Consider the following 24,909-nt stretch of genomic DNA (forward strand, 5'->3'; position numbering starts at 1 on the left):
AATTTGAAGTGACCCCCATAAGTTAGACGGATTTTTGATTAGGCAGCTGATAGGGCTTGAGTTCGGTATTGTACTGGACTCAAACCTTTTAATTTTGCCTTTATTCGTATGTGATTGTAGTAATCAATATATTCGGCTAACTCCCGTTTAAAATGTTCTACACTATCAAACTCTTGTGTATATAAAAATTCCGATTTTAAGATACCAAAGAAATTTTCCATGACTGCATTATCATAACAGTTTCCCTTTCGTGACATACTCTGCGTGATGTGATGTTCTTTTAATGCATGCTGGAACTGAGGCATTTGATAATGCCAACCTTGATCCGAGTGAATTAGGAGCTTTTCTCCCTCTGTTAATCGCTCAAATGCTTGATCCAGCATCGTGGAAACAAGTGAATATTTTGGCCTCGAATTCATCGTATAAGCGATGATTTCCCCATTAAACAAATCCAACATGGGAGATAAATAGAGCTTTTCGCCAAATAACTTGAACTCAGTAATATCTGTTACCCACTTTTCATTTGGCTTTTCCGTCTGGAAGTCTCGATCCAAAATATTTGGTGCTGTCTTTCCGACTTTTCCCTTATAAGAGCGATATTTTTTGATGCGAACAGTGCTCTTCAAGCCTAACTCTTTCATTAACCTCTGGACCTTTTTGTGATTCACTTTATATCCTCGGTTCTTTAGTTCGAGCGTTATACGACGGTATCCATAACGGCCTTTATGTTCGAGATAAATCTCCTCAATCACTTTTTTTAGTTCGGCATCTTTGTCTGGACGACTTAATTTATTTATGCAGTAATAGTACGTACTGCGGGGGATGCCTGCGATGTTGAGTAACGCTTCAAAAGGAAAATCAATCCTTAGTTCAGACACTACTTGCGCTTTGTCCTGGTTGGTAATGTTTCCTTCTTTTGAACTAAGGCATTCAACTTTTTTAAGTAAGCAACCTCCATACGCAAATGGTCTATTTCGGCCTGGAGTGCTTCGACGGATCCACTGACGGCTGTTGTTTTTTTTGTTTTCTTCTTCACGGTAGGACGCCCCTTTTTCTTTGATTTGAGGGCGTCTATTCCTTGAGAATCAACTTGTATTCTCCATTTACGAATTAAGGCAGGAGAAGAGATATTAAAAATCGCTGCTGTTTCATTTGGAGACGTCCCATGATCATTCAAATATTTAAGTACGTCTAGTTTAAACTCTGCCGTGTACCTTGTATAGGATTTTGTGAATCCTTGTACCCCCTGATGTTCGTATCGCATCACCCAGTTTCTTACTATATTTTCAGAGGTACCAATCGATGCCCCAATCGAGGCATAACTCTCTCCACCCTTTAAATAGCGTTGAATCGCAGCTAATTTATCCTCTGTATGAAATTTAACCATAGAAAAACTGCACCTCCGTATGTTAGTAAGTGTCTAACAATCGGGGTGCAGTTCAATTTGCGGCGAGTTTTCTTTTTTTATATGCCAATTTCAATGTCAAAACTACTGTCATTTCGGTACAATTTTTTAGAAAAACACCTCAAAAAGGGAATCCGTTAATAACATACTCCGTATTTTTTACTGTTCCAATTATGTCATTTCTCCCTTAGCTATGCAGATTCCCTTTTAACCAGGCGCGTGGACGGAAGGGACCAACAGGAATATGGATTAAACTGGTTTTCCCTTTCGTTTCGAGTTGGTAAAGTTCATCACACGATTTAGCATCAAATCCGAGAAGTGGGTGGCCACCCATCCCTAATGAGCCCGCCGCCAAGAGGAGCCGCTGCACATGAATGCCCGCTTCCATCTGCTGAATACGATATCCTCTAACTCCCAATTCCTCCATCAGATGTTCCCTGTCACCCACTAAATGGAAGCAGAGTGGGACCTGAAAAAGATTCACATTATCCATCGACAATCCATATTGTAGATATCCCCGCTGATCCCCTGACGATATTCTTCGAAGGGCATGAGTATTTTTGTCATAAGAGTATGCCCCATCTGGAACTCCCTCTATATTATAAAAATAACCATACAAATCGACACGGCACTCACCATTTTCATTTGGCTCATCGAGGTCATTCAGATAGGAGAAAGAAAATGTTTCTGTTAACAAAGTGGATAGATGTGTTTGGCTCACTTTTCCCATTATAAAATCGATATCAGGAGAATGCCGTTTCCTGCAAACGGCTGCGAGATCGTACGAAACGGACTCCGTGTATGGCAGCATGATCGTCTCCATGCCTAAGGAAGACTTCAAACTGCGGTCCTTCTTTAACTTCACAAATGAGTTTGTCGTTTCTAACATCGATGCTTCATTAAGCTCTCGCAGCATCGGATAATCAATGACTCTCTTAGATCGGTTATAGTATTCATGCTGCTGTTCCGGTATTTCCCGGCACAATTCAGTGGAAGAAACCGTTTCTTCGCTTCTATTTTCGTTGTTAACCCAAAAGATCGATTGAGTATTAGACAATGGGATAAGCGCATATACACTTTCATCCTGTTCGGATAGCCCGAGTAAATGATTGATTGCCCGATCAAGAAATTGATAGCATACTCTTGAAGTAAAACCCATCCGATCCGCTACTTCCAACGATTGCCCAATTAACACACCGGCATCTAACCCTTGGAGCCTGTATGAAAAATTATTATATTTATAGTAATTTTTCCAAAACATCGTCGAGATAAAAACGGTGCAAAAACTATCTGAGATCTCTACACTATTTCCAAGGCTTCTTGATAAATAGGAATCATAATTTCCTTCTCGCAGCAATATGAGGCGGTGATGTGCTGCGTCATATTGATAGATTCCCTTTGGTACCTCTTCCAGCTTTAAATACACGTATAATTCACTAGGATACAGCGCACCGCCCGAGGGAACAAATCGCCTTAGTGAATGTGTAAAACTCACAGATTCATCCGCGGTGACAACAGGTTTAGCAAATTGAGAGAATTGAGAAATGCCGAATACGTACCACAGGAAATGGCCTACTTCTTCTAAGCTCGGGGTTCCATTCTTTTCCCGTCCAGTGAATGTTAACGGTACATCTGCCGGAAGTGGAATCTCCTGGAGACCACGATACAGTTTATAGGGGAGTGGCGCGTCCTCCCAATCCACCTGCCAATCCGGCGGAAAGATTTTATCTGGGTCAAAATGGAGATTGTGTAGAAAAGTTTCTAGCTTCAACATTCTGCCTCCTACTCTTCGATTATGGGAACGGATGAGGATGTGGATTAAGCTGTGCAAACGATAACGGCTGCTTCTTATATCCAAGCTTCATTGGGACTGTAAGGACCCTTTCCAGTCCTTTCACACGAGTTAGGTGATGTCCAAATGTCATTGGCAGCATACCAGGAATCAACACCTTTACACAGAATAATCCGTTCCGTTTGGTTACAGGTGTTGACTGATCAACCACAATGACCTCGAGGTTTAACTTGCGAAACCTTTGAAGAATGTCTTCTAGATCATCCTTCAAATCCGAGAACTTTGGCTGCAGCTTGAATTCCTCCTCAAAAGTACGTAAAGGACGATTATCCTCCAATAAAAATTTCAAGCGAATCTCTGCTTCTGGAAGACCGTACAACATGCCATGGTCCTCCATCGTTTGGACTGCGAACGGATCATATAACATACGTTCATAATTTTGCCTGTTAGCCGCCAGTTTTTCGTCATGCCTCTTCATCATGCCTGCCAGCTCGTAAATCGCACTTTTTACTGCCCTTCGAGGATCGGGATTGGCTCCGGCTGCACAAATAAGGTTTACACCCTTGGAGGTATTGTTTTTTGCTACACCAAATACACTTGGAATACCATGTTCCATCGTCGAATTGTAAAAATAAAGATCGAACCCCTCCACCTCACGTATACGGTCGACCATCAGCTGCAATTCTTTATCGTCAACTGAACGAAGGTCAAGACGCGGGAGTGGCAGCTGTGCATACCAGGTTAACAGGAATGAATCGCGCTCAACGACCTCCATAATGGCATGAAAAATCGCTTCCTCCATACTTCCCCCTAATGCACATCCGTTTGAGGTTTCATAAACAACACCTTCCCCGTGCCCCAAACTATAATAAGCGAGTAACTCCGGAACCAGAATCGGACGTTCTTGTAAAAACGAATAGCCCCAGACCCAATTCATTAGGTCATCTGGACGAAACGGTTTAAATGGGAAACCAGGTATTGCATATTGTTCCTTTTCATGTAATCCCACTCTGGCAGGATGTAGCGCTATATTCTCCAAATTGCGGTAACTATCACGAACTACTCTCCTTTTGCCCCGAGGTTCGAGCCCGCAGTATCGCTCCAATCCTTCTAAAATGGCCGTTAGCTCACTCATCTCATATGAATTAGTACGGCCAGCCACTCCCTCGTCTGCTCCAAACAACGGCATATTTACATAGATATCCGCAAATGGCAGCGTGAAATCCTGGATTTTTGCGTTCATGATCCCAGTCCGATAATCCAGATAATCTTTGACCAGGACATTTTTTAATTCATCCATCGAACGGCAGCGATACCCATCCTCATTAAGTTTAGGACTTGGTTTTAACCTAATTTTAGCTGATGCTGGTGTGTCATTAGGTATGGGACTGCAAACCGTACACAAAGGATCAGGCAAAAAAAAGTGGCTTGAGGTCGATAACGTTCTGAGATTCGTCATATACACTCTTTCTTCTAAGTAGGAGCGCTCCCCTTTAAGGGCCTTCTGCACATCCTCACTTATCAAAAATGCCATTTGTGTTAATCCAGTTCGTGATACCCATGCATCACGCGGAAACCCTCTTTCTGCCATTCTCATCTGAAGCTCCAACATTTCTTGACGATCTGGTCCAGCTATTATCCTCCGTATGTCGGCACATTGAGAACATCCCGGTTTATCGGCCGAACATATGGACCGATGATTCCTTCCCCGAAAGAGACGAAACCTCGAAGCCATGGAATTCCTGCCTTCCTCAATCTCTCCTCCGCTTTTCGATGTATGGCTGGATGCCAGGCGTCGTGCAATAATAAAGCTAATTTCGTATCTTCGGGAAACTCTTCTAAAATGTTTTGACGTTTTACAGAATAGTTGCACGACAATTGATCATAGACAAGATCCGCTAATAAACCCTCTCCATCCATTAAAATAAGGGCAGCCATCAGGATTCCCCCTCTCCTAGCTGCACACCATAGACCCCTGCCAGTTCATGCTTTAAAAAAGGCTCAAAGGCAAAATCATATACAAGTAGCTGCTTGCCGTTGCGGTTTAAATTTTTAATGGAGTATTGTAATAGCTCCAAGTGGTTTGTATCTTCGAATGAAGGGATATCAAGTTTAAATTCCTTTTCCTTAAGTAAAACGGCTGACTCCGCTTGTCTAACTGTTGAATTCACCTGATTTTGTGTATCAAAAATTGCTTGTTGCAGCGCACTTCTTAAGGCTAAAGTGGAATGTAAACCTGTGGAAGTGTAACGACGGCCTAGTGTCCTTACCCATATCACGGGAAACCCTAGCATCTCCTTTTCCAAGCCGATTAACGGTTCCCCATTTAAAGTAGTCAGTGCATTTAAATAAAATCTGCAGCGTTGATCTTCTATCGTTCCCAGGTGTACGCGAAAAATCGTTTTCAGCGGTTCATCTTGTCTTCTTGTCAATTCCTCTTCTAAATATTCATACAGCCCTCTACAAACAGCCTCTTCGATTGTTGCTCCTGCTCCAATGCCAATAAATCCATCCTGTATGTTGATGCCAGCATTTCCTTGCTGTTCTTTGAATCCCATAACGGCTGAATCTATCATTTTTGACACATACATTTCAATGCCCTTAAGCCCAGCTTCCCTTTTTGCTTCCTCATGTGTTAGACCCGAACAGATTACCTCATGCAGGAGGTCTGCAGGTCCCTCTGATAATGGGTTAACTGCCTGAACATAGCACTGAGAAAGAGGAAGCTGGGTCAGATCTCGTTCCTCCCAGGTATGGAAAATCCCTGTTTCTTCTGAGGTTAATCCACTGAAAAATTCCAAGAGATTATCCTTTGATCCATTTCTTTCCGATACCTCCATCAGCCTTACTTCAAGATCTTCAACCAAACTAGGGTTAAAGCTTTTAGACGTAACTAATGGATGTGTAATGAATGAAAACCAGTCTCCTTCCAGTGTTTCAAGATCAAGCAGATAAATTTGATTACTTTGAATTAATCCATGAACTCCTGTTACCCTCTTGAAACATTCAAACACCATAACATTAGCCAGAATCGATCCCGCTGTTGAGGAGAAAGTTTGCGGCTGCCGCTCTGCCTGCAATGCAGTTTGATGGATGCGGCGCCATGCGGATTCCCAGCATTCCTCCGATTCCGGATGAACCAATGGGCCAGCCAGCCCCACTTGCTCTAACCATATTGCAGGTAGAAATGCCTTCCTCTCCTCTTTGCATACCTGATTTAGTTCCAAAAGTTCTTTTACATTTCCATCCTGGGAGACATACAGAATCCAATCATAAGGCTGCACTGCTTTTTTCCAAAAACTTCTCCCCTCCTCTTTATTAAAAGGGACCTCCTTTATCTCGACCTCAGAATCCGTCCTGCTAGCATTTTGTACCAGTTCTTTCAGCCGCAGCCGATTTGTGGGAAGTGAATCTGTTACCATAACATTCAACTTAGACAGTCCCGAATCGAGTAACGCAGTAGCCAATGAAACTAATAAGGGACCTGATCCGACAGCTAAGACGTTAGCCTCGCGATACTCTTGAAAACGATAAGCACTGGAATCTACAAAATTCTCCAGGAATTCAATTTGTGAAGCGTATTTTTCAAGAATCAGGCTATTTAATTGATGTGGTGTATCTTGGCTTACATCACGAACAAAGCCATTCTTGTATAGCGCTTCTGCGATCTCATATACCCTGTTCCGATATGGAGGTGCTAATCCTTCTGTTAAATCTCCCAATGTTTGCCCCCCATTGAACATTGGCATCAATTTTTCAATCCATTGATAGATCGTATTGCCTTCCATTCGGAATGAACTTACATTATTTCTGAAATACACACCACCCTCCGGATCAGGGAGATAAAATGTATCTCTTTTTACCTTCAGACATGTCGACGAATTAAGTGTTGTCATTTAGCCCCTCCTTATTCTTTATCGTTCCTGCTTATGCACTATCATTTTATGTACTTTTATTTGTCCAATATGATAAAACGTAATAAAGTGCCCCTGCTGCAAACACGCAGGGACACTTTCCTTTTAAAATATAAACACATTTAACCCTTTCCGAATTACCATCCCCAACCGCCCCAGCAGCTGGAACAGCCATAACAACCCCCACAGCTATAGCAGCTAAAACAGCCAAAGCAGCTTAAACCAAGACCAAGACCCAATCCAAAACCACCTAAACCGAAACCACCACATCGGAAGCCTCCGCAACGGAACCCTCCACACCGGAATCCGCCACAACGAAAACCTCCGCATCCTCCGCACCGGCCACACCGGCGCAAGTCATTCATATTTTGCTGGCTCAAAGGATCTATAGAATTTACCTCTCCAACATGGAATTGATCCAATCCTAACATTTGCAAATCATTATGAAAATTTTGCATTTTTTCCTCCCCTTTGTATTTTAATTACACTCATAAGAGTAGAACGAAGGTAATTCATCAGGTTTGAGTAAATGAAAGATACCATGTGTACTCTCTTCAACAAAATATGAATCAAATTGGGGCATTGTTACTGATTTAAGCGCCTATTTCACGTTGAGTATCTTAAAAAGTGGTGAGGTTCCTGGGAGTATTGGTTAATGGCCAAAAAAAGAGCCTGGAACATTTTCCAGACTCTTTATCTATTAATCATTTAGCTTACTTATCTAAGTTTCTCACTTTGCAGGAGCCTTATAGCGCTTAGGCAATTTGAAACCACGCTGCTCCATAACCCCCCGCAGCCGATCCGGGTAGTCTGTGATAAGCCCGTCAACGCCGTCATCGATAAGCTTGTTCATGGTAGGCTCGTCGTCAATCGTCCACGGGATGACCTTCATTCCGTTCTTGTGAGCTTCCTGAACCATGCGCTTCGTCACATATGGCTCGTAGTTCTCATCAGTGATTTTGCCATTCTGCGGAAAACCATGCACTGGCGAGATTGCATTAGCGCCAAACGAGTGTGCCGCTGCCACGAGGTCGCCACCGAAGTCGTCGATGTCGATTCCGCCCAACCATGGAGAGGCACCCGGCTGGCCTGGCTGCAGGAATTGCGGCCCGTTGGTCAGGGCGACGAGTGGTAAGCGCGGCTCTACCTCGTGCATACGCATAAGTGAGCCCCAGTCGAAGCTTTGGATTGACACTCGCTTGAGCATCCCGGCTTCGCGAACCTGGCGTGCAACAATCTGTACGAATTCTTCACGAGGAGCCGTTTCCTCCGGTGCGCCGGCTTCCACTTTTGTCTCGATGTTCATCCACACTTTGTTGGCATCATAGAGTTTGACGAGAGCGAACACCTCACTTAACAGTGGCATCTTAGAACCTGGACTCGTGCGCTGACCTGGGAATTGAGCCAACGCTTTCGATCCACAATCTAGTTTACGAACTTGAGCAAGGGTTAGGTCCTTTATGTATTTGCCAACGTAAGGGTATTCAGGGTCACCCGTGAACGCCGGTTCCGTGTCCTGGCACTTGTCGCCTGAAATTTTCCGGTCGTGAGATATGACAGCCTGGTGGTCCTTTGTGATCTGCACGTCAAGCTCAAGTGTGCTTACACCGACTTCAAGCCCTCTGGAGAACGAAGCAATCGTGGATTCGACGGTGAGACCTAATCCACCGCGATGGGCCTGCAGATCGAACCCTTTTGGACCGTAGCTGGATTTGTCTGACCGGGATGGATTCTCAGCAGCGGACGCAGGTTTTGCTGTATCCAGGTCTGCCGCTGAACACACCATAAGGGTAGCTAATGTTGCTAATATAAATTTTTTCTTCTTCATTTGCTCATCTCCTAATCACTTATACTATGTATTACTTTTATAAGTATAGAGAGATAGAGTAAACTCCCGGTTACACAAATAATAAGAAATAGTAAATATAAACAAGACGATAGTAACGGTTCTTTCGACCTTCTTGTTCAACAATCTAATATACATGTATTTGTTAGGCTACTATTTTCCAAGTTCTTTTTTACATTGTTTATTTTCGAACAAAAGAAGACCACCTACTAAATAGGCGGTTAATTAATTTTTCATTATGTCACCTCACGCGTTACGGTTCTCTACCTACCCTTCAATAACTTGCTTTAGCATCGCTTCAAGTTTTAAAATAGTTTTCCAATTACGTACGGTGGCCGGGACACCTATTTTTGGAAGCTGAGAAGCAAGTTTAGAATCTCGAATGCTTTGACGGAAGTAAAAATAGATTTCTTTTCCTTCTATATAGCATTCATCTAAATCACTTTTAAACTGAAGTAAATGATCGATTGCTTCCTGTTTTGGCTGCTCAGCCAGACACGCTACATGTACACTTTCGCCTTCTAGTAACGAGTCCACGGGGTATGGGCAATTTTTTATCAGTTGTTCCCATTCCTTTTCTGTTCTTAGGATTACTGTCACTGAAAAACCAAAAGCATTGTTAATTTCCTGCTCGATTAGCTCGCTTAATCGTGACGCATTCTTGTCAGATTGAAACAAAACATTTCCACTCTGAATATACGTCCTCACTTGTTCCAGCCCCATATTTGTTAAAACGGTTCTCAATTCCTGCATCTTAATAATGTTATGTCCACCTACATTAATCCCTCTTAGTAAAGCAATATAGTTCGTCATCTTTCTACTCCTTTATTCTTAATAATAACCAACTTTTTCCACTTTTAATAGTGTTGTCGATACACTTAGTTTTTCAAGAGTTTTAAAAAAGAACATTCGTTTGCTTAATAGCAGCGATATGATATGATTTAGTGAATTGGAACATCCTATTATGTGTTGTGCCCATTAGAAATCAATCATCAACAAAGAGGAGTATCATGACAAACAATTTCTTCAAAACTTTACTGCTTTTCTTTTCGATATCCACTTTATTGGCAGGCTGCTCAACGAGTGAACTTGTAAATGAAATAAATCTAGATGACACCAAGCTGCAGTTTGAATCAAACACGATTATTTATGATCAAGATAATCATGAAATTCAACGACTTTCTGCCAATCAAAACAGAGAGCTTGTCAGTTTAAAAGAATTGCCTGAATACTTGAAAATGGCATTCGTGGTGACGGAGGATAAACGCTTTTATGAACATAATGGAGTGGATCCAAAAGGAATTTTTCGGGCTCTATACAATAATATAAAGTCTGGCACCAAAAAGGAAGGCGCCAGCACGATTACACAGCAGCTGGCTCGTAATGTTTATTTATCGAGCGAGAAAACGCTGGCGAGAAAATCGAAGGAAGTCATCATTGCCGCCGAGCTGGAGCGAAAGTATACAAAGGATCAAATCCTTGAAATGTATTTAAATTATATTTATCTTGGCAGCGGAGCGTATGGTATGCAGGCAGCGGCACAGGAATATTTCGGGAAGGACGCGAAGGATCTGACCATCGCTGAAGCCGCCCTGCTGGCTGGTTTGCCAAAGGCGCCCAGTACATACTCCCCTCGCCACAATCTGGAATTGGCAAAGGAACGCCGGGGTGTTGTTCTTTCCTTAATGAGAGAAAACAAAATTATTTCTGCACAGGAAGAAAAGGAAGCGAATGGACAGGAAATTATTCTTTCTCAAGAAACATTCAAAAAGCACAGCCCGTATCAGGCCTATATCGATTTTGCAGCCAAGGAAGCAGCAGATGGATTAAAAATTTCTCTTGAACAGCTTTATCACGGGGGCTACCACATTTATACCAACCTGGATATCCACGTTCAAAAGTCTATGAATGCGGCAGTGTCCAATTATTATTTTCAAGAGGATGAACGGGACCAATCAGTTGAAGTGGGCATGACCTCAGTTGATCCAAAAACAGGTGCGGTTACAGCATTATACGGTGGAAGGAATTATATCTATCAGGATTTAAACCATAGCACCACCCTGTATCAGCCAGGCTCCGTTATAAAACCGCTTGCGGTCTATGCACCCGCATTGGAAACCGGGCTCTGGAAGCCTGACTCCTTGATCAAGGACGAACCGATGAGCTTCGGGGATTACTCACCGCATAACGCCGGCGGCAGTTATCATGGCTATGTCACCCTTGCAGAGGCGCTGGCCAGGTCATTAAATATCCCTGCTGTTTCTCTGTTGCAGGAGATTGGGGTTAATACCGGCTTCCAGTTTGTCGAAAATGCTGGTATCACATTGGATCCAAATGACCGGAATTTGTCTCTGGCACTAGGCGGCTTGACCAAAGGTGTTTCAACTTTGGAAATGGCCCAGGCATATGGAGCTTTTGCCAATAACGGGGTTATGATCGATGCGCATGCAGTTCGGAATATAACAGACCGGGATGGAACATCCCTCCTGACTGTAAACCCTCCTGCTAAAAAGATCATGTCCGCAGAAACTGCCCAGGAAATGACTGAGATGCTTCAGGGTGTTATTTCAAAACCTTATGGAACCGGGAAAGCAGCGAATATTGGCCGCCCTGTCGCAGGCAAGACCGGAACAACGCAATTGAATATAAACGGAATCGACGGAAACAAGGATGCCTGGTTCACAGGATATACAGATCACCTCGTCACCTCGATTCATATCGGCTTCGACAGAACCGACAAAAACCATTATATTACAAGCGGAGGCGGCAAAACTCCTGCCGAGTTATTCCATTGGTTGATGAGGGATCAATAACACTCAGGTGAGGATTTATATTCCTATGCAGGGATGACTAAAATAAAAAACGCCAGAAATGGCGTTTTTTATCTTAGTCATTTTTTCGATTGGCTTTGTTATTTGTGTTGTCCATTATGTTATTAACAGCGTTTGCTGTTGCGTCTACAGCATTCATCGCCACATTCTCTGTTGTTTCTAATGCACTATGAACTGTATGAAAAGCAGATCCTGCAGTCTCCTTAACGCTTTCCGAAACACTTTGGTTATTTTCTTGATTGTCATTATTTGTTTGGTTAGACATCCTGTTTCACCTCCTAAGTAGGTATAGGATATGTAGTAATCAATGAAATTATTAAGGTGAAATTTTATTGTGGGAGATGAGTTTATGTCTAGGATGTTGAATGATGTTACTGTCTCTTTATGGAAAAAAAGTTTCTTTGAGCACAAATGTTTGTACTTTTCACTAGAGGATTAATCATTTTTTAATTGTAATTAATAAAAAGGTAAGACTTTGTTCATTCTTTGTACATATTTATATTCTAATATAGTATTTGTAGCTAGGACATAGCACACTAAACAAACCCCCTTTTTAAGATCCGGTCATATGCCGGGTCTTTTTTACTGTCTGAACCAAAACTTATTTTTAAAGTGACAGGCACCTTCCAAATTTTTGGAAGGTGCCTGTCACTATTATCATCCAGTTCGTTGATTGCTTTTTAATTGATCATATACCTTTTGATAGGTAGCGGCCTCTTCTGCCATCCCTTTTTGTTGATACATTTTACTGATTTTTTTTACAGGAATAGGATTCTGTGGCTGGAGTTCCATTTCCCACGAGTAGCAATCGATGGCTTTATCATATTGTCTAAACTCTGCATAATAATCGCCCAATTCCATCATCCGGTCAGGATCTTCTGCCATTTCCAGCATTTTATTCACTTTTTGAATCACTAATGATTGGGGGAGTAATTTTTGTATAGGATATAGTTTTTCAATGACCGTTTTGAGATCATGTTCTTTAAGCAGTATTACGGTCAGCTGAAAGAGTTTTTGTTCTGATTGGCTGGTATGTTCCTCGTGGACAGGCTGTTGGAACATAAAGAGGAAGTCGTCTAATTGAGAAACGACAAATCCCGCACTCAAATTCTCCCACACTTTAGTCAAAATGGGATCATAAGAAGCCGGCAGGTCATGAATGAATTGTAATAAATAGAGTGCTGATGTTTCATATTTACCTTCTTGAACCATTTTTTCAATAACTGGCTTGGCCTCGGGTAACTGTCGATACGGATTGATTTTCATCTGTCCTAATATGAAGATCCATTCTTTCATCGTGACAAATTTTAAAGCGAGGTCTGTATATTTATCAAGCGGTTCAGTGTTTTGAACTTTTTCCAGCCAAAGCAATAATAATTCAGCTAAACAAGTTTGTTTTCTTAAGATATTCTCTAAAAATATACGCTTTTCAGGGTGTGTTCTATTTTGAAAGCAATGATGTTCGACAAAAAGAGGATCCTTTTTAAGGATGGAAGCTAAACTTGAGGATTGGTAAAAATCATGGTATGAATTGTATTCCTGAGAATTAAAGCGCTCTTTTGCTGATTTGAAGTCAGGCGCAAAATCATTTAACATTCGGATGACCTGAAAGGCTTTAATAAAACTTCCGTTTCTTCTATAGTCAAAATAGACTCGGTCAATTATTTTTATAAGCTCATACTTCTCAAAAAATGCGTCAAGTGTGGTCGCAATATAGGCCATTTCATCTAAAGGATAATGGATTTGGAGCTGAGAAAAGAGTTTATTTTTATTCGGAATCGATACGGAATGATTGGGGATTAATGCGGTTAAGATAGGATGGGGAGCTTCAATAACAATGCCTTCATGAAATGCTGTATCAATAAATGATCCTGCTTCCACCTTAGACAGTTTATCACCGTAAACAAGGGAATTTTTATAGTATATAAGATAAAAGCTTTCGTTTTCTGCTGTAATGACCTCAAAGACTTTGGTTCTCGCAAAAATAGCTGCTCGATTGACATGACCTTTTACGATATTCTTTTTATCCTTTATGGATATTTCAGTTGGCATGATCAGTTGTTTATACATATCAGCTTTGCCCCCTATCATAATATCAATCGTCTGCTGTGCAAGCTTTTGTAAATTTATTATAACATATGACTGAGCGGGGGTTTGGATCAAAGAGCTGTTTTCTGTCCCGAACCATAAAAAAGGGCGTCTGCACCGCATTTAGACATCGATCCAAATACGTTGCCAGACACCCTACTTTATTAAAAAGACTGTGCTAATTTTCAACTTAAGCTTTTCCAATCAATTTGATACAAATCATGTCGCCGGTCGCGTAATTGGCTTAACGTACCAGAATTCCGGGAACGTCTCAGCTTCTCAAGATCAACGTCACCCACTACAACGGTATCAATATTCGCATCACATTCCCCAACAATGCCATCCCTTGCAAACTCAAAGTCTGAAGGCGAGAAAATTCCTGACTGGGCATATTGAATATCCATGTTCTCTACGTGTGTCAGATTACCGACGGTTCCAGCAATGCACGTATATACTTGATTCTCAATGGCCCGCGCCTGGGCACAATAGCGAACACGAAGGTACGCCTGGCGATCCTCTGTACAAAAAGGGACAAAAATGATGTTTGCTCCCTTATCTACCGCAATCCTTGCCAGCTCTGGAAACTCGATGTCATAGGAAATTTGAATCGCGATCTTTCCACAATCCGTGTCAAACACTTGAATATCGTTTCCTTCTGCAATGCCCCACCACTTTCTCTCGTTCGGCGTTGCATGAATTTTGGTTTGTTTCTCAATTGTGCCGTCACGGCGAAAGAGAAAACCGACGTTGTATATATCTCCATTTTCTTCCACGAAATGTGATCCACCGACAATGTTGATGTTATATCTGACGGCGAGCTGTGTGAACAGCTCAATGTATTGATCAGTAAAGGTCGCAAGTCGACGAACTGCCTGATCCGGTCGTTTTTCTTCGAGAAATGACATCAATTGGGTCGTAAATATTTCCGGGAACACTGCAAAATCCGATCCGAAATCAGCAGCGACGTCTACATAGTACCCCACTTGCCGAATAAAGTCCTCAAACGAATCAATTTTTTTCATCATATACTGTACGGCGCAAATCCTGACTGGAAACGCGGTACGGTAAATCCGCTTAGACTTGGGACGGTAATCGATGTTGTTCCATTCCATCAATGTCGCCATAGAATCTGAGGCCTTGTCGTCTGGCAGATACCTTGTGTTAATCCTTTTAATTGTAAATCCCTGAAGAAGCTGGAATGACAACACGGGGTCATATATACTGTGCTTTTCAACGGCTGCAACATACTCTCGAGCCGTCATTTCATCCTTATATTTATGATAATTTGGGATCCTGCAGCCAATAATGATACTTTTAAGATTTAATTGAACGGCGAGCTCCTTGCGTGCCTCGTAAAGACGGTGCCCCAGTTTCATACGCCGGTATGCCGGATCGACCATCACTTCAATCCCGTATAAGTTAAAACCATTCGGGTCATGATTCGTAATATACCCATTATCTGTGATGATGTCCCAGGTGTGCTGGTCGTCATACTCGTCAAAATTGACGATTAAACTTGAACAGGACCCTACAATCTTATCCTCATATTCCACACAGAATTGACCCTCGGGGAATATTCGAATGTGACTTAACAATTGCTCCCGTTTCCAAGGATCCATATTAGGGAAGCATGCTTTTCCTAATGCAATAATTGCATCAATATCTTCTACTCTTATTTTGCGAATGATGATTTTCTTCTCGTATTTGGACATATCTGTCTCTGTCACGTTCTCACACCCCTGCAATAGTTGTCGCGCTTATGTAATCGTTCTTCAGTCCAATTGCCATTTTTAAATTATGATTTCCAAAAATGGCAAATATAATTAGCTTCCCGTTTTGGATGCTATTTTGCTCATATACCCTTTAGATAGCAAGTTAGAAACCTGGAAAAAAATAATTCAGTTATTATAGAGAAAACCTAAAACATCAAGCTAAACAACATTTGAATTCACACGTTAAATCACACTGTAAATAACCCGCATGAAAACGCACTTAAATTCACGATATAATTCACAGTGCGTTTTTTATTGATTTATCAACATTTTGGCAAATTTTAATTAGTAAGAAGTCTTTTCCTTAATTGAGTAACCAGTGACATTTAAAATAAGCGGAGATTTTCCGGTTAGACTGCAAAATAGAGCGCGGTTCGGGGTATATAAGCGGAGGTTTTCCGATTAAGCAAAGCAAAATTAACCATTTTCACGTTTTTTGAGTCAATAGTCGGAATCTTTCCGTCTATTGAGGCTGTTTTCAGTGCTATTTCCTAATTAAGAGAAATTTCTCCGCTTATTTATCAAACTCGCTTTAGCGTCTAATGAACTTGTTCAACTTACGGGTGCTTTAGTAAAAAAAGAAAATTCAAAAAAAGCTTATAGATATTTGCATCTCTAAGCCTTTTTGACTGTGAAATATACTGTGGATTATGCTGTGAAGTTTATGTGATTTGCTATTTGATTTGGTCTGCGAGTTACTGTTTTGCACCTCACAAATAAACCCGTTACTGAATAGGGTTTTGCCCTTTTAAGTATTTATGATATTTAGTAACTTTAACCAACAGGAAAATGGACAATATAAACCCGTCATTACTTGTTTTGAATTTGTTCTAATGGTTTTCCATCTAAAGAATATGGAGCACCCACTAGTTTTTCTTTCGTAACCGGTGCGGATATGCCTCCAATCGGTTGGCCATCAACCACCATTACATCAACATAGGTTTTTCCTTCCCCGTGCGGGTATGTATCTAGATGGTGATTTGTTACAATGAACCGTTCATTAAAGATGGTTTTACCCATATATTTATCGGTTGAAATACCTGGTTGATTCCAAATCAGTTTTTGATAAGGCGGTTCCGATGGATCATTTAACTTTTCATCGGTTAGCACATAAGATGAGGATGTTTCTTTAGAATAAGCAACTACTTTATACCCTTTGTCATTAAGAAAGTCCCTTGCAATTTTAGCCTCTGTACTTAACTTCACTTCATTAATGGTATTGAATGTAGGGTTCAAACTTGAACAACCACTTAATGATAAAATCAAGAAAAAAAGACTACATTGAACAATTTAAACTTTTTCATAACAAACCCCCCTATGCCTAATTCTATATACTATTCGTCATTTTCCACTATTTACCTCCATGACATTAGAAATTACACAATTATCATGACAGGTTTTTTTTAAAACTTCATCTATTTACACAAGAGTTTACATGCAAAATCCACCCTTTATTATCCTCTGTACTGCTGTTAGCGATAGCCAAAGTTTTTTTATGGTGTCAATAAAATGGTAATATTGGTTCATCTTTTAATTTCCTATTCTATGGTAATATTATCAAGGATTACATTAATACTACTGTGATAGGAGAAATTAGATGAAAAAAGTTAATATTGCCGCTGTTCTTGTAGCAGTTATACTATTCTTTTCGGTCTTTCCGAATGTTTCGGAAGCCCATAGGGGAACATTGGACAAATTGGGCGGTCATTTTCAAAATTCTAACTGTGATTATCTATTGCATTCGCCGACACCACTTGCCAAATCGGCGAAAACAAAAACCCAGCTGCTTTCCATGATCAAAACCTATAGCAGCAACAAATGCAAAAGTAGTCTGACAGTCAATAAGATTCAATTAACCTATGCATTGCCTATCGGTACAGGAACTGCAGCTCCGCCTGCAACAAAACCCGTTATAGCCCCAGCTAAGTCAGCTCTTGCCCTTCACAAAACCTATAAAGTAACTTTTTATAAGGGCGTTGACGGGGATACTGCTTATTTTAAAATCAATGGAAAAGCAGTCAAAACCCGCTTCCTATTCATCGATACACCTGAAAGTACCATCCAGCATCAGCCTTTTGGTAAAGAAGCAAGCAATTATACGACAGCACGACTGTCAAAAGCCAAAAGCATTACGCTTGAAACAGATGGCTCTAATCTTTATGACAAATACAGCCGCCTCTTAGCATGGGTATGGGTGGACGGAAAACTACTGCAGGAAGATATCACCAAATCAGGTTTGGTGAAACAGTATTATGATTACGGGACATATAAGTATGAAAGCCGAATCCGTACTGCCATGTCCTACGCTAAAAGCCATCATGCCGGAATATATAAGTAATTTGAAAAAGAACCCTTGCAGAGGGTTCTTTTTAAATACATGAATTCTTCAAATTTTTGCTTGTTTATCAGAAATATAATCTTGATTATGCAGATACCTGTGCCTGTTTGCTATTATTCGCTTTTTTCGCCTTTCCTTTCAGCACTTCATACATAATTGGGATTACCAAAAGGCAGATTACCGTCGAGCTGATCATGCCTCCAATAACGACTACACCGAGTGTTTGCGAAATAATCGTATTCCCATTACTAGAGACAGCTAATGGCAGCAGGGTTAAGATGGTCGTTCCTGCTGTCATTAAGATAGGTCTTACCCTTGATGAGGTTCCGTGGAGAATCGCTTGTTTGGTTTCCATCCCTTCAGCGAGGTTCCGCTCTATTTTATCGACAAGGACAATTCCGTTCGTAACCACTATGCCCGTAAGCATGAGACATCCGATTAAAGCGGCAAGATTCCACTCTTCTCCTACGAGGGACATGCTCCAAACTGACCCAATGAGAGCCAATGGAATGCACATCAGAACGGCCACAGGTGCATGCCAGCTGCGAAAGACAGAACTAACAATCAGTAAAACCAATAGCAATGAAAGGGCAAGCGCGAGACTCATTTCAAACACCATTTGCTTCACCTGCTGGGAGATTCCTCCGATTGAAAAATCGACACCCGGCGGGAGGTTTACCGTTTTCATTGTTTCTTTTACTTGATTTGTTACTTTTCCGATATCCCTTGTGACAATATTTCCACTGATTGTGGCAATTGGACGCCCGTCCCGTTCGCTAATTACTGTTTGCGTGCTCGTCTTCAATGTCGTAATCTCAGCCAACGAAACTTTTCTTCCATCCATAGCCGTAAACATTTCGTGCCCTAGCTTCGATAGGATCGTTTTTTCAGGATCCGGGTCTCCAGCTCTTACAAGGTTTTCCTTCGTATCTATGCGCAGGATAAGAGGAATGGTTCTATCTCCTGCAGAAACCTCCATCCTTTCTTCTTTTGGCAAATAGCCATTAATCCGACTGAGGACATCATTCACTTTTATGTCAAGGCTTTGGATTTTTTTCTGGTTAAGGGACAGATCATGATTCATCGAGGTATCCGTATCATTTGCTGTCCCCTCCATGCTTAAGCCAGGAATCATTTGCAGCTTGCTTCTCACCAAAATCGCTGCCTTTGCCAGCTCTTGTTGCTTATCACCGGTTAACATCACCTTTAAACGCGAGTCGTCTCCTGAAATATTCTGGTTGGAAACGGTATATACAGCAGATGTGGACAATGCTGTCAACTGCCGGCGCAGCTGGCTTACGAATATATCGATGTCAGTTTGCCCTTTTATTCCGACTGAAATATTGGCAATATTTTGTTTCTGTATCCACCCTCCGCCTTCATCAAATACGTCGTCAAACATGGGTGTAAACGACGAACCAAGCGTGGAGGAAAAGTTTTTCACGTCTGAATTGTTTTTTAGGATGGTTTCAATATTTTTTACCTCTGCATCCACATCGGAAAGCTGTGCGTTGTCTGGCAGTTCCACCTGAATGGCAACATCCTTTGAAGTTCCTCTTGGAAAAAAATTCACCGGCATGAAGACAGCCTTGGTGATTGTAATAGCAAATAACGCAAAAACCAAAACCACAATTACTTTCTTTTTTAAAAAGACGGCCTGTAGGATATTTCGTGCTTTTTTCTCCATACTTCCCTGTCTGGAAGCAGTTTGTTTTTTCCATAATATATATGCCAGCGCTGGAACGACGATCATCGAAACGGCCAGCGATATGACCAGCGCAATCACTACGGACCAGGCAAATCCAGAAAACGCAGAGCTGATCATTCCGCCGATAATTGAAATTGGCAGAAAGACGGCAACTGTGGTAGCTGTGGAGGATACAATCGCTGGTATCATTTCGACGACCCCACTCGCCATACGCCAAATCGTAATCTGACCACTGCTTTTTTCCAGCTGTTTTCGATACATATTGTCCATGACGACGATGGAATCATCAACGACACGCCCCATCGCCACAATCAAACCTGAAATCGTCAGGATATTCAAACTAACTCCCATCACTTTCAGTATCGCAGTAGTAGCAAGAAGGCAGATGGGCAACGAAACAGCAATAATCAAAGTTGAACGGACATTCCTGAAAAAGGCAAACACACAGAGGACAGAAAATGCAATTCCTAATAATCCCTCTTTCAGTAACCCTTTTAAGGCTGTGTTGATTTCATTTCCCTGATCCATTAAAACAGAAAGATGAATCTGCTTTGACTTGATTTCCGGTATTGCCTGAATCCTTTCATTTATCCTTTTCGTTATATCTGTAATGTTAGATGAAGGGGTTTTTAGCACATCGAGCAATACACTTGGCTCACCAGCAGTTCTGGAAATCGTTTGTAAGCCTATAATATTGCTTTCAATGTTTGCCACCTCTTTTAGTGCTACTGAATTTCCGCCCCTAACAGGAATTTTCAGGCTATTGAGGTCTTTAAGATTTATTTTCCAATCTGTAACACGAATCGGCATGGATAGTTGTCCCAGCGTACCGTCTTTTTCTTTAATACTCCCTTGTGGCCAAACTGGATGTATGGCAGAAAGAGCAGTTTGAATGTCTTTTACAGATAGAGAGTATTTTTTAAGAGCATCCGCTTTCAGCGTCAAGACATATCCTTCGTTTCCTGCACCCGTGACCCTGACCTCCCTTACACCCGGGACACGTCTGATTTCATGCGCTACTTTTTCCTGAAGGGATGTACGCAATGTCTTTTCATTTGTTTTATCCGAGGTCAAGCTTACCCGCATAATGGGAAAAGAGTTGGTGCTGACCCGAGTAATTAAGGGTTTTTTCACTCCAGTTGGCAGTTGGATTTGTTCAACCGCAGCCCTTAGGTTGCTTTCGGCCTTTTCCATATCGGTATGTCCGGGAAAATAGAAACTCGCCATCAATCCCCCATCGAACGAGTTAGTTTCCATATAGTCCAGTTTATCAACCGCCTGGACGGCCTCCTCTACTTTACTCGTCAACATTTGTTTGACCTGATCAGCTTGATAGTTGTCTGCCTGGATCGTAACCATCAGAGCGGTGTTGTTTATGGGAGGAAGATAATCACGCTGCATTTGAAATGCGGACATTGCACCCCAGATCAAAATGAGGACAACACATGTCAGGATCAAGATTGACCTGTTCATTGTACCTGCAATAAAACGATTCATAATAAAAACCTGCCTTTAAGGAAATAGAAAAGGGTGACTCTTAAAATCTGGCAAACAGGCAAACTGCTTTTGTTTGCTGGACCTGACCTTGAAGTCACCCTCTTTTTATTTATTTAGACTTAGTCTCACCTGGATAAGGCTTATCGCCTTTTACAGCTTTCCAGAGAATCTTGTTCAATTTTTCAGGGTTTGCATGATCGACTCCTGAAAAATCCAGTTTTTCGGACTCCTTCGCCATCGGTGCATTTTCCCCATTTTTACGGTCAAGAGGATAGGTTGGATCTTCCACTTTAAATGGATCAAATTTCGGTTTGTGTGTGAACGAATTGATCATCGGTACTGCCGAAGCATCAAATTGTGTCATCGGCTTCATGCCTAAAATCATTTCCATCGTGCGGAGCATCGACGTTGTATCATAAAAAGTACTGTCCACCTTGCCTGTTTGAGTGTACGGACTGATGACAAGAGAGGTTGTGCGGTGGGCATCAACTGAATCCCAGCCATTCTGAGCATCGTCCTCCGTAACAAAGATAGCCGTATCCTTCCAATAAGGAGAATGACTGACCATATCAACAAGCTTTCCAACGGCATAGTCGTTTCGAGCTACCATCGATTGCGGGCTTAGTTCTCCCGGTTTTGTTCCGAGTGTATGGTCGTTAGGCAGGCGAACGATCTGCAGCTGTGGAAGATTTCCGTTATCTACGAATTGATGGAATTCTTCTTTCCACGCATCCAATCGGGTAAGATCTGAAATTTTCATGTCAAAGGTAGGGTAGTCCGGATCAAAATGATTGCCAAGGCTGGTTCTGACGCAACATATTTCCCTGTTGCTTTATCATATTGTGTAAATTCACCATAGCTTCTAAACGAAATGCCCGACCGAATCGCATTCGTCCATAAAAATCCTGCCTTTGGATATGCGGCTTCTTTGCCACCTTCAAAATCATAGCCTCGGTTTCGGCCAGAATAATTGGCCAGCCAGTTCTTCTCCACATAGTCGTTTGCCTGGGCCGCGGTTGACCAGTTATGTCCCTGTGCGCTGATTTCTGCATTCGCATAAAAATTATCCAACAGGACAAATTGATTAGCCAGCTTATGGATATTTGGCGTAACATCCTTGCCAAAAATCGTTAAACTCGGATCACCGTTTCCTTTTTTCACGTCACCAAAAACCTGATCATATGTACGATTTTCCTTTATGACATAAATAACATGCTTAATCGGAGACTCCTGACCCTCAAAGCGAGGAATCGGGAATTTTTTGCTTGCACTATAGCCCGTTGGTTTATAACTTTCATTATTGCGCTCCACTTGTTTCGTATAGTCCTTTAACTGCTTCTCATCCGGAACATCGATAAACGACATGGTTCCTTTGATCATATTCCCGATGTATTGCCCATCACGGTTTGAACCGGCTCCGAGTCCTTTTGCATTTAGGACCATCAGCTTGCCATCATTTTGATAGATACCGCTCGGATACCATGCGGTTGGAATTAAGCCAGATATCTCCCCTTTGTTGAGGTTAATGACCGCTACATCGTTATTTCCTCCGTTGGCAACATACAGCGTATGGCCATCTTCACTTAAAGTAAGCGCATTTGGCTGGCTGCCTGCTGGTGCCTGTTTATAAGGGCTTAAGGAAATGCTTTTGATTTCTTTTTGTTTCACAGGGTCAACGACTGAAATTGAATCGCTGTCGGAATTGGAAACATATAACATGCCATTCTTAGTGTCTTCAACCATTGCATTCGGATGAAGGCCGACAGGAATCGTATTTTTCACCGTTAAATTTTCCGGATCAAGCACACTGATGCTGCTTTCTCCCCAGTTGCTGACATACAGGGATTTTCCATCTTTACTTAAAATCGCTGCATAAGGATGCTTGCCAACAGGCACTGTTTTAGCCATTTTATTGGCTGTCAGATCTACTTTTGAAACAGAGTGATTTAAATTATTAACAACAAAGAGTGCTTTGCCATCCGTAGAAACGGAAAGCCCTGCCGGATAAAAATTGGTTTTACTGTTGTCTGTGAGCATAATAGGAGATTTTTCTGTTAGAGTTCCATTATTAAAATCATAAACGCGGATTTTGTTATTGCCGCCAGCGGATGCATAAACGGTTTTTCCATCCGGACTGAAGGCGACACCTAAATAAAGTGCTTCAGGAGATTTGTAAGGAATGGTCTGGACGACCTTCTGGGAGTTAATGTCAACTACTTGAAGCGATTGTTCACCTTGCCCATCATTTGAAACAATGAGAAAGCGATGATCAGGACTTAACGCTCCGCCCATTGGAAAATCACCTAACGTCAGTTGTTGGCCAGATGGAGTAACGGACCATCCATGAGGTGTAACAGCTGTTCCATCTCCTTTCGGTCCAACCACTAATTTAGTGTATCCTGCATAAGCTGACGTTGAACCTAGAAGCAAAGTAGCGAGGGACGCTGCAAGCAACTTTTTGCGTTTCATATTGACATCTCCTTGAGATATGTAATGTTTTCAATCTTCATGTTACTCCTCATTTGTAAATTGAAAGTTAAGTAGAATTAAAGAAGTATTAAGAAAAACAGGACGATAGTTGCGTTTAAAAGTTGATTAGTCTTTTCGGCCTACGACGAAAACACATTTCTTGGAAAGGCATGGGGCTATTGAACCAAATGATACCTTTGGTAAAAATAAGAGGCTGCCGCCAATGTAATGGAGAGCCTCCAAGCTAATTTATTTATTTCTGTTGCTTGCCTTCATTTTTCACCTTCGGATAGGATCCTTTGATCTTCTTCCAATTTTCTTTATTCAGTCTCTCCCGGTCAACCGAGTCTGGTTTCGAGAAATCCATATCCTTTGGATATAGAGTGGAGTTTGCTGCTGCAGCTGGTGTAGCATCGCCTTCTTCAGGCCAATATTTTGACTGTTCAATCGAGTAAGGCTTGAAATTCGGCTTTGCTGTAAAGGAATTGAACATCGGGATTGCCGCAGACTCAAATTGTGTCATCGGCTTCAAGCCCATGATCAACTCCATCGTCCGAAGAATGGCCGGTGTATCATAGAATGTGCTATCCACTTTGCCGATTTGCGTATACGGACTGATCGCAAGCGCTACACTTCGATGGGCATCCACATGGTCCACCCCACCCTGTGCATCATCCTCGACAACAAAAATGGCTGTATTTTTCCAATACTTTGAGTTACTGACGGTTTCAGTAAGCTTACCTAACGCATAATCATTCTGTGCCACCATCTGTTGTGGTCCCCACTTCGAACCGCCAGTATGGTCATTAGGCAAATAAACCACTTCGAATTGAGGAAGATTCCCGTTTTCTTCAAACTGTTTGAACTCCTTCTCCCACTCTTTATAACGAGCAGCATCGGAAATATCTAAATCCCAACTTGGATAGTGAGGATCATAATTGCCGCCAAAATCGGTTGTACCCGGATTATTTGGCAAGTATGTTTTCGTTGCCGGGTCATAATTATAGGCATATTCACCATAGTTGCGGAAAGAAAGGCCGCCTTCATGGCTACGTCCCAAATATACCCTGCTTTTGACCTGGTGTAAGGGGCTTCATCAAGGATGCCTCCTCCTCCTCCATCAAAATCATAATCACGGTTTCGGCCAGAGTAGTCTGCGAGCCAGTTCTTTTGGACATAATCATTGGCTTTCCCTGCGGTCGTCCAGTTATGGCCATCTGCACTTACCTCTGCATCTGCATAAAAATTG

16 protein-coding genes and 1 pseudogene are annotated in these 24,909 nt (G+C 41.8%); 2 read left to right on the top strand and 15 right to left on the bottom strand.

The annotated features are described in order from the left end of the window. Positions 1-38 precede the first annotated feature (38 nt). The 7 genes and pseudogenes from RCG23_RS00005 to RCG23_RS00030 form a co-directional block, all read right to left on the bottom strand. A protein-coding gene (locus RCG23_RS00005) for an IS3 family transposase (RefSeq protein WP_308177418.1) occupies positions 39-1,387 on the bottom strand; the annotation gives its coding sequence in 2 pieces (ribosomal slippage) (positions 39-943 and positions 943-1,387; 1,350 coding nt in all). 205 nt (positions 1,388-1,592) lie between these two features. Next, a complete protein-coding gene (locus RCG23_RS00010; RefSeq protein ID WP_308180181.1) occupies positions 1,593-3,176 on the bottom strand; it encodes a SagB/ThcOx family dehydrogenase in 1,584 nt (527 codons plus the stop codon). A 22-nt stretch (positions 3,177-3,198) separates the two neighbouring features. Continuing rightward, positions 3,199-5,135: pseudogene (locus tag RCG23_RS00015) on the bottom strand (TOMM precursor leader peptide-binding protein). Continuing rightward, positions 5,135-7,093 (bottom strand): putative thiazole-containing bacteriocin maturation protein, encoded by a 1,959-nt coding sequence (locus RCG23_RS00020; RefSeq protein WP_308178027.1) that lies wholly within the window; start codon positions 7,091-7,093, stop codon positions 5,135-5,137. Before RCG23_RS00020 ends, RCG23_RS00015 begins: the two are co-directional and overlap by 1 nt. Before the next feature lie 155 nt (positions 7,094-7,248). Next, a complete protein-coding gene (locus RCG23_RS25750; protein WP_374049794.1) occupies positions 7,249-7,569 on the bottom strand; it encodes a heterocycloanthracin/sonorensin family bacteriocin in 321 nt (106 codons plus the stop codon). A gap of 272 nt (positions 7,570-7,841) precedes the next feature. Further along, complete coding sequence (locus RCG23_RS00025) at positions 7,842-8,939, bottom strand: glycerophosphodiester phosphodiesterase family protein (protein WP_308178028.1); 1,098 nt, start codon at positions 8,937-8,939, stop codon at positions 7,842-7,844. Positions 8,940-9,224: 285 nt separating this feature from the next. After that, a complete protein-coding gene (locus tag RCG23_RS00030) occupies positions 9,225-9,770 on the bottom strand; it encodes a DUF1697 domain-containing protein (RefSeq protein ID WP_308178029.1) in 546 nt (181 codons plus the stop codon). Positions 9,771-9,967: 197 nt separating this feature from the next. Between RCG23_RS00030 and RCG23_RS00035 the strand changes: the two genes are divergently transcribed. Beyond that, complete coding sequence (locus RCG23_RS00035) at positions 9,968-11,770, top strand: transglycosylase domain-containing protein (RefSeq protein ID WP_308178030.1); 1,803 nt, start codon at positions 9,968-9,970, stop codon at positions 11,768-11,770. A gap of 73 nt (positions 11,771-11,843) precedes the next feature. Here RCG23_RS00035 and RCG23_RS00040 read toward each other — a convergent pair whose 3' ends face one another. The 4 genes from RCG23_RS00040 to RCG23_RS00055 form a co-directional block, all read right to left on the bottom strand. Then, positions 11,844-12,053 (bottom strand): hypothetical protein, encoded by a 210-nt coding sequence (locus tag RCG23_RS00040; protein WP_308178031.1) that lies wholly within the window; start codon positions 12,051-12,053, stop codon positions 11,844-11,846. A gap of 392 nt (positions 12,054-12,445) precedes the next feature. Next, on the bottom strand, positions 12,446-13,858 hold the full coding sequence (locus RCG23_RS00045) for a tetratricopeptide repeat protein (RefSeq protein ID WP_308178032.1): 1,413 nt from the start codon (positions 13,856-13,858) through the stop codon (positions 12,446-12,448). A gap of 203 nt (positions 13,859-14,061) precedes the next feature. Then, on the bottom strand, positions 14,062-15,603 hold the full coding sequence (locus RCG23_RS00050; protein WP_308178033.1) for a bifunctional GNAT family N-acetyltransferase/carbon-nitrogen hydrolase family protein: 1,542 nt from the start codon (positions 15,601-15,603) through the stop codon (positions 14,062-14,064). Positions 15,604-16,458: 855 nt separating this feature from the next. After that, positions 16,459-16,884 carry a hypothetical protein gene (locus RCG23_RS00055; RefSeq protein ID WP_308178034.1) on the bottom strand — a complete coding sequence of 142 codons (426 nt, stop codon included), beginning with the start codon at positions 16,882-16,884 and terminating at the stop codon, positions 16,459-16,461. A 361-nt stretch (positions 16,885-17,245) separates the two neighbouring features. On the opposite strand from RCG23_RS00055, the gene RCG23_RS00060 reads away from it, so the two are divergent. After that, on the top strand, positions 17,246-17,986 hold the full coding sequence (locus tag RCG23_RS00060; protein ID WP_308178035.1) for a thermonuclease family protein: 741 nt from the start codon (positions 17,246-17,248) through the stop codon (positions 17,984-17,986). Positions 17,987-18,071: 85 nt separating this feature from the next. On the opposite strand, the gene RCG23_RS00065 is transcribed toward RCG23_RS00060, so the two are convergent. The 4 genes from RCG23_RS00065 to RCG23_RS00080 form a co-directional block, all read right to left on the bottom strand. Next, entirely contained in the window at positions 18,072-21,191 is a 3,120-nt protein-coding gene (locus RCG23_RS00065) for an efflux RND transporter permease subunit (RefSeq protein ID WP_308178036.1), read from the bottom strand. 109 nt (positions 21,192-21,300) lie between these two features. After that, positions 21,301-21,951: an alkaline phosphatase family protein gene (locus RCG23_RS00070; protein WP_308178037.1), complete on the bottom strand. Its 651-nt coding sequence runs from the start codon at positions 21,949-21,951 to the stop codon at positions 21,301-21,303. Then, complete coding sequence (locus RCG23_RS00075; protein ID WP_308178038.1) at positions 21,948-23,660, bottom strand: beta-propeller fold lactonase family protein; 1,713 nt, start codon at positions 23,658-23,660, stop codon at positions 21,948-21,950. Before RCG23_RS00075 ends, RCG23_RS00070 begins: the two co-directional genes overlap by 4 nt. 253 nt (positions 23,661-23,913) lie before the next feature. Beyond that, complete coding sequence (locus tag RCG23_RS00080) at positions 23,914-24,720, bottom strand: alkaline phosphatase family protein (RefSeq protein WP_308178039.1); 807 nt, start codon at positions 24,718-24,720, stop codon at positions 23,914-23,916. Positions 24,721-24,909 lie beyond the last annotated feature (189 nt).

Source organism: Neobacillus sp. PS3-34, from assembly GCF_030915465.1.
Classification (GTDB): Bacteria; Bacillota; Bacilli; order Bacillales; family Cytobacillaceae; genus Neobacillus_A.

Excerpts from the sequence above, each read along its gene's own strand:
- RCG23_RS00070 (WP_308178037.1), bottom strand. The coding sequence starts at position 21,951 with ATGAAAATTTCAGATCTTACCCGATTGGATGCGTGGAAAGAAGAATTC.
- RCG23_RS00035 (WP_308178030.1), top strand. The coding sequence starts at position 9,968 with ATGACAAACAATTTCTTCAAAACTTTACTGCTTTTCTTTTCGATATCC.
- RCG23_RS00040 (WP_308178031.1), bottom strand. The coding sequence starts at position 12,053 with ATGTCTAACCAAACAAATAATGACAATCAAGAAAATAACCAAAGTGTT.
- RCG23_RS00075 (WP_308178038.1), bottom strand. The coding sequence starts at position 23,660 with ATGAAACGCAAAAAGTTGCTTGCAGCGTCCCTCGCTACTTTGCTTCTA.
- RCG23_RS00065 (WP_308178036.1), bottom strand. The coding sequence starts at position 21,191 with ATGAATCGTTTTATTGCAGGTACAATGAACAGGTCAATCTTGATCCTG.
- RCG23_RS00025 (WP_308178028.1), bottom strand. The coding sequence starts at position 8,939 with ATGAAGAAGAAAAAATTTATATTAGCAACATTAGCTACCCTTATGGTG.
- RCG23_RS00030 (WP_308178029.1), bottom strand. The coding sequence starts at position 9,770 with ATGACGAACTATATTGCTTTACTAAGAGGGATTAATGTAGGTGGACAT.
- RCG23_RS00060 (WP_308178035.1), top strand. The coding sequence starts at position 17,246 with ATGAAAAAAGTTAATATTGCCGCTGTTCTTGTAGCAGTTATACTATTC.
- RCG23_RS00020 (WP_308178027.1), bottom strand. The coding sequence starts at position 7,093 with ATGACAACACTTAATTCGTCGACATGTCTGAAGGTAAAAAGAGATACA.
- RCG23_RS25750 (WP_374049794.1), bottom strand. The coding sequence starts at position 7,569 with ATGCAAAATTTTCATAATGATTTGCAAATGTTAGGATTGGATCAATTC.
- RCG23_RS00045 (WP_308178032.1), bottom strand. The coding sequence starts at position 13,858 with ATGTATAAACAACTGATCATGCCAACTGAAATATCCATAAAGGATAAA.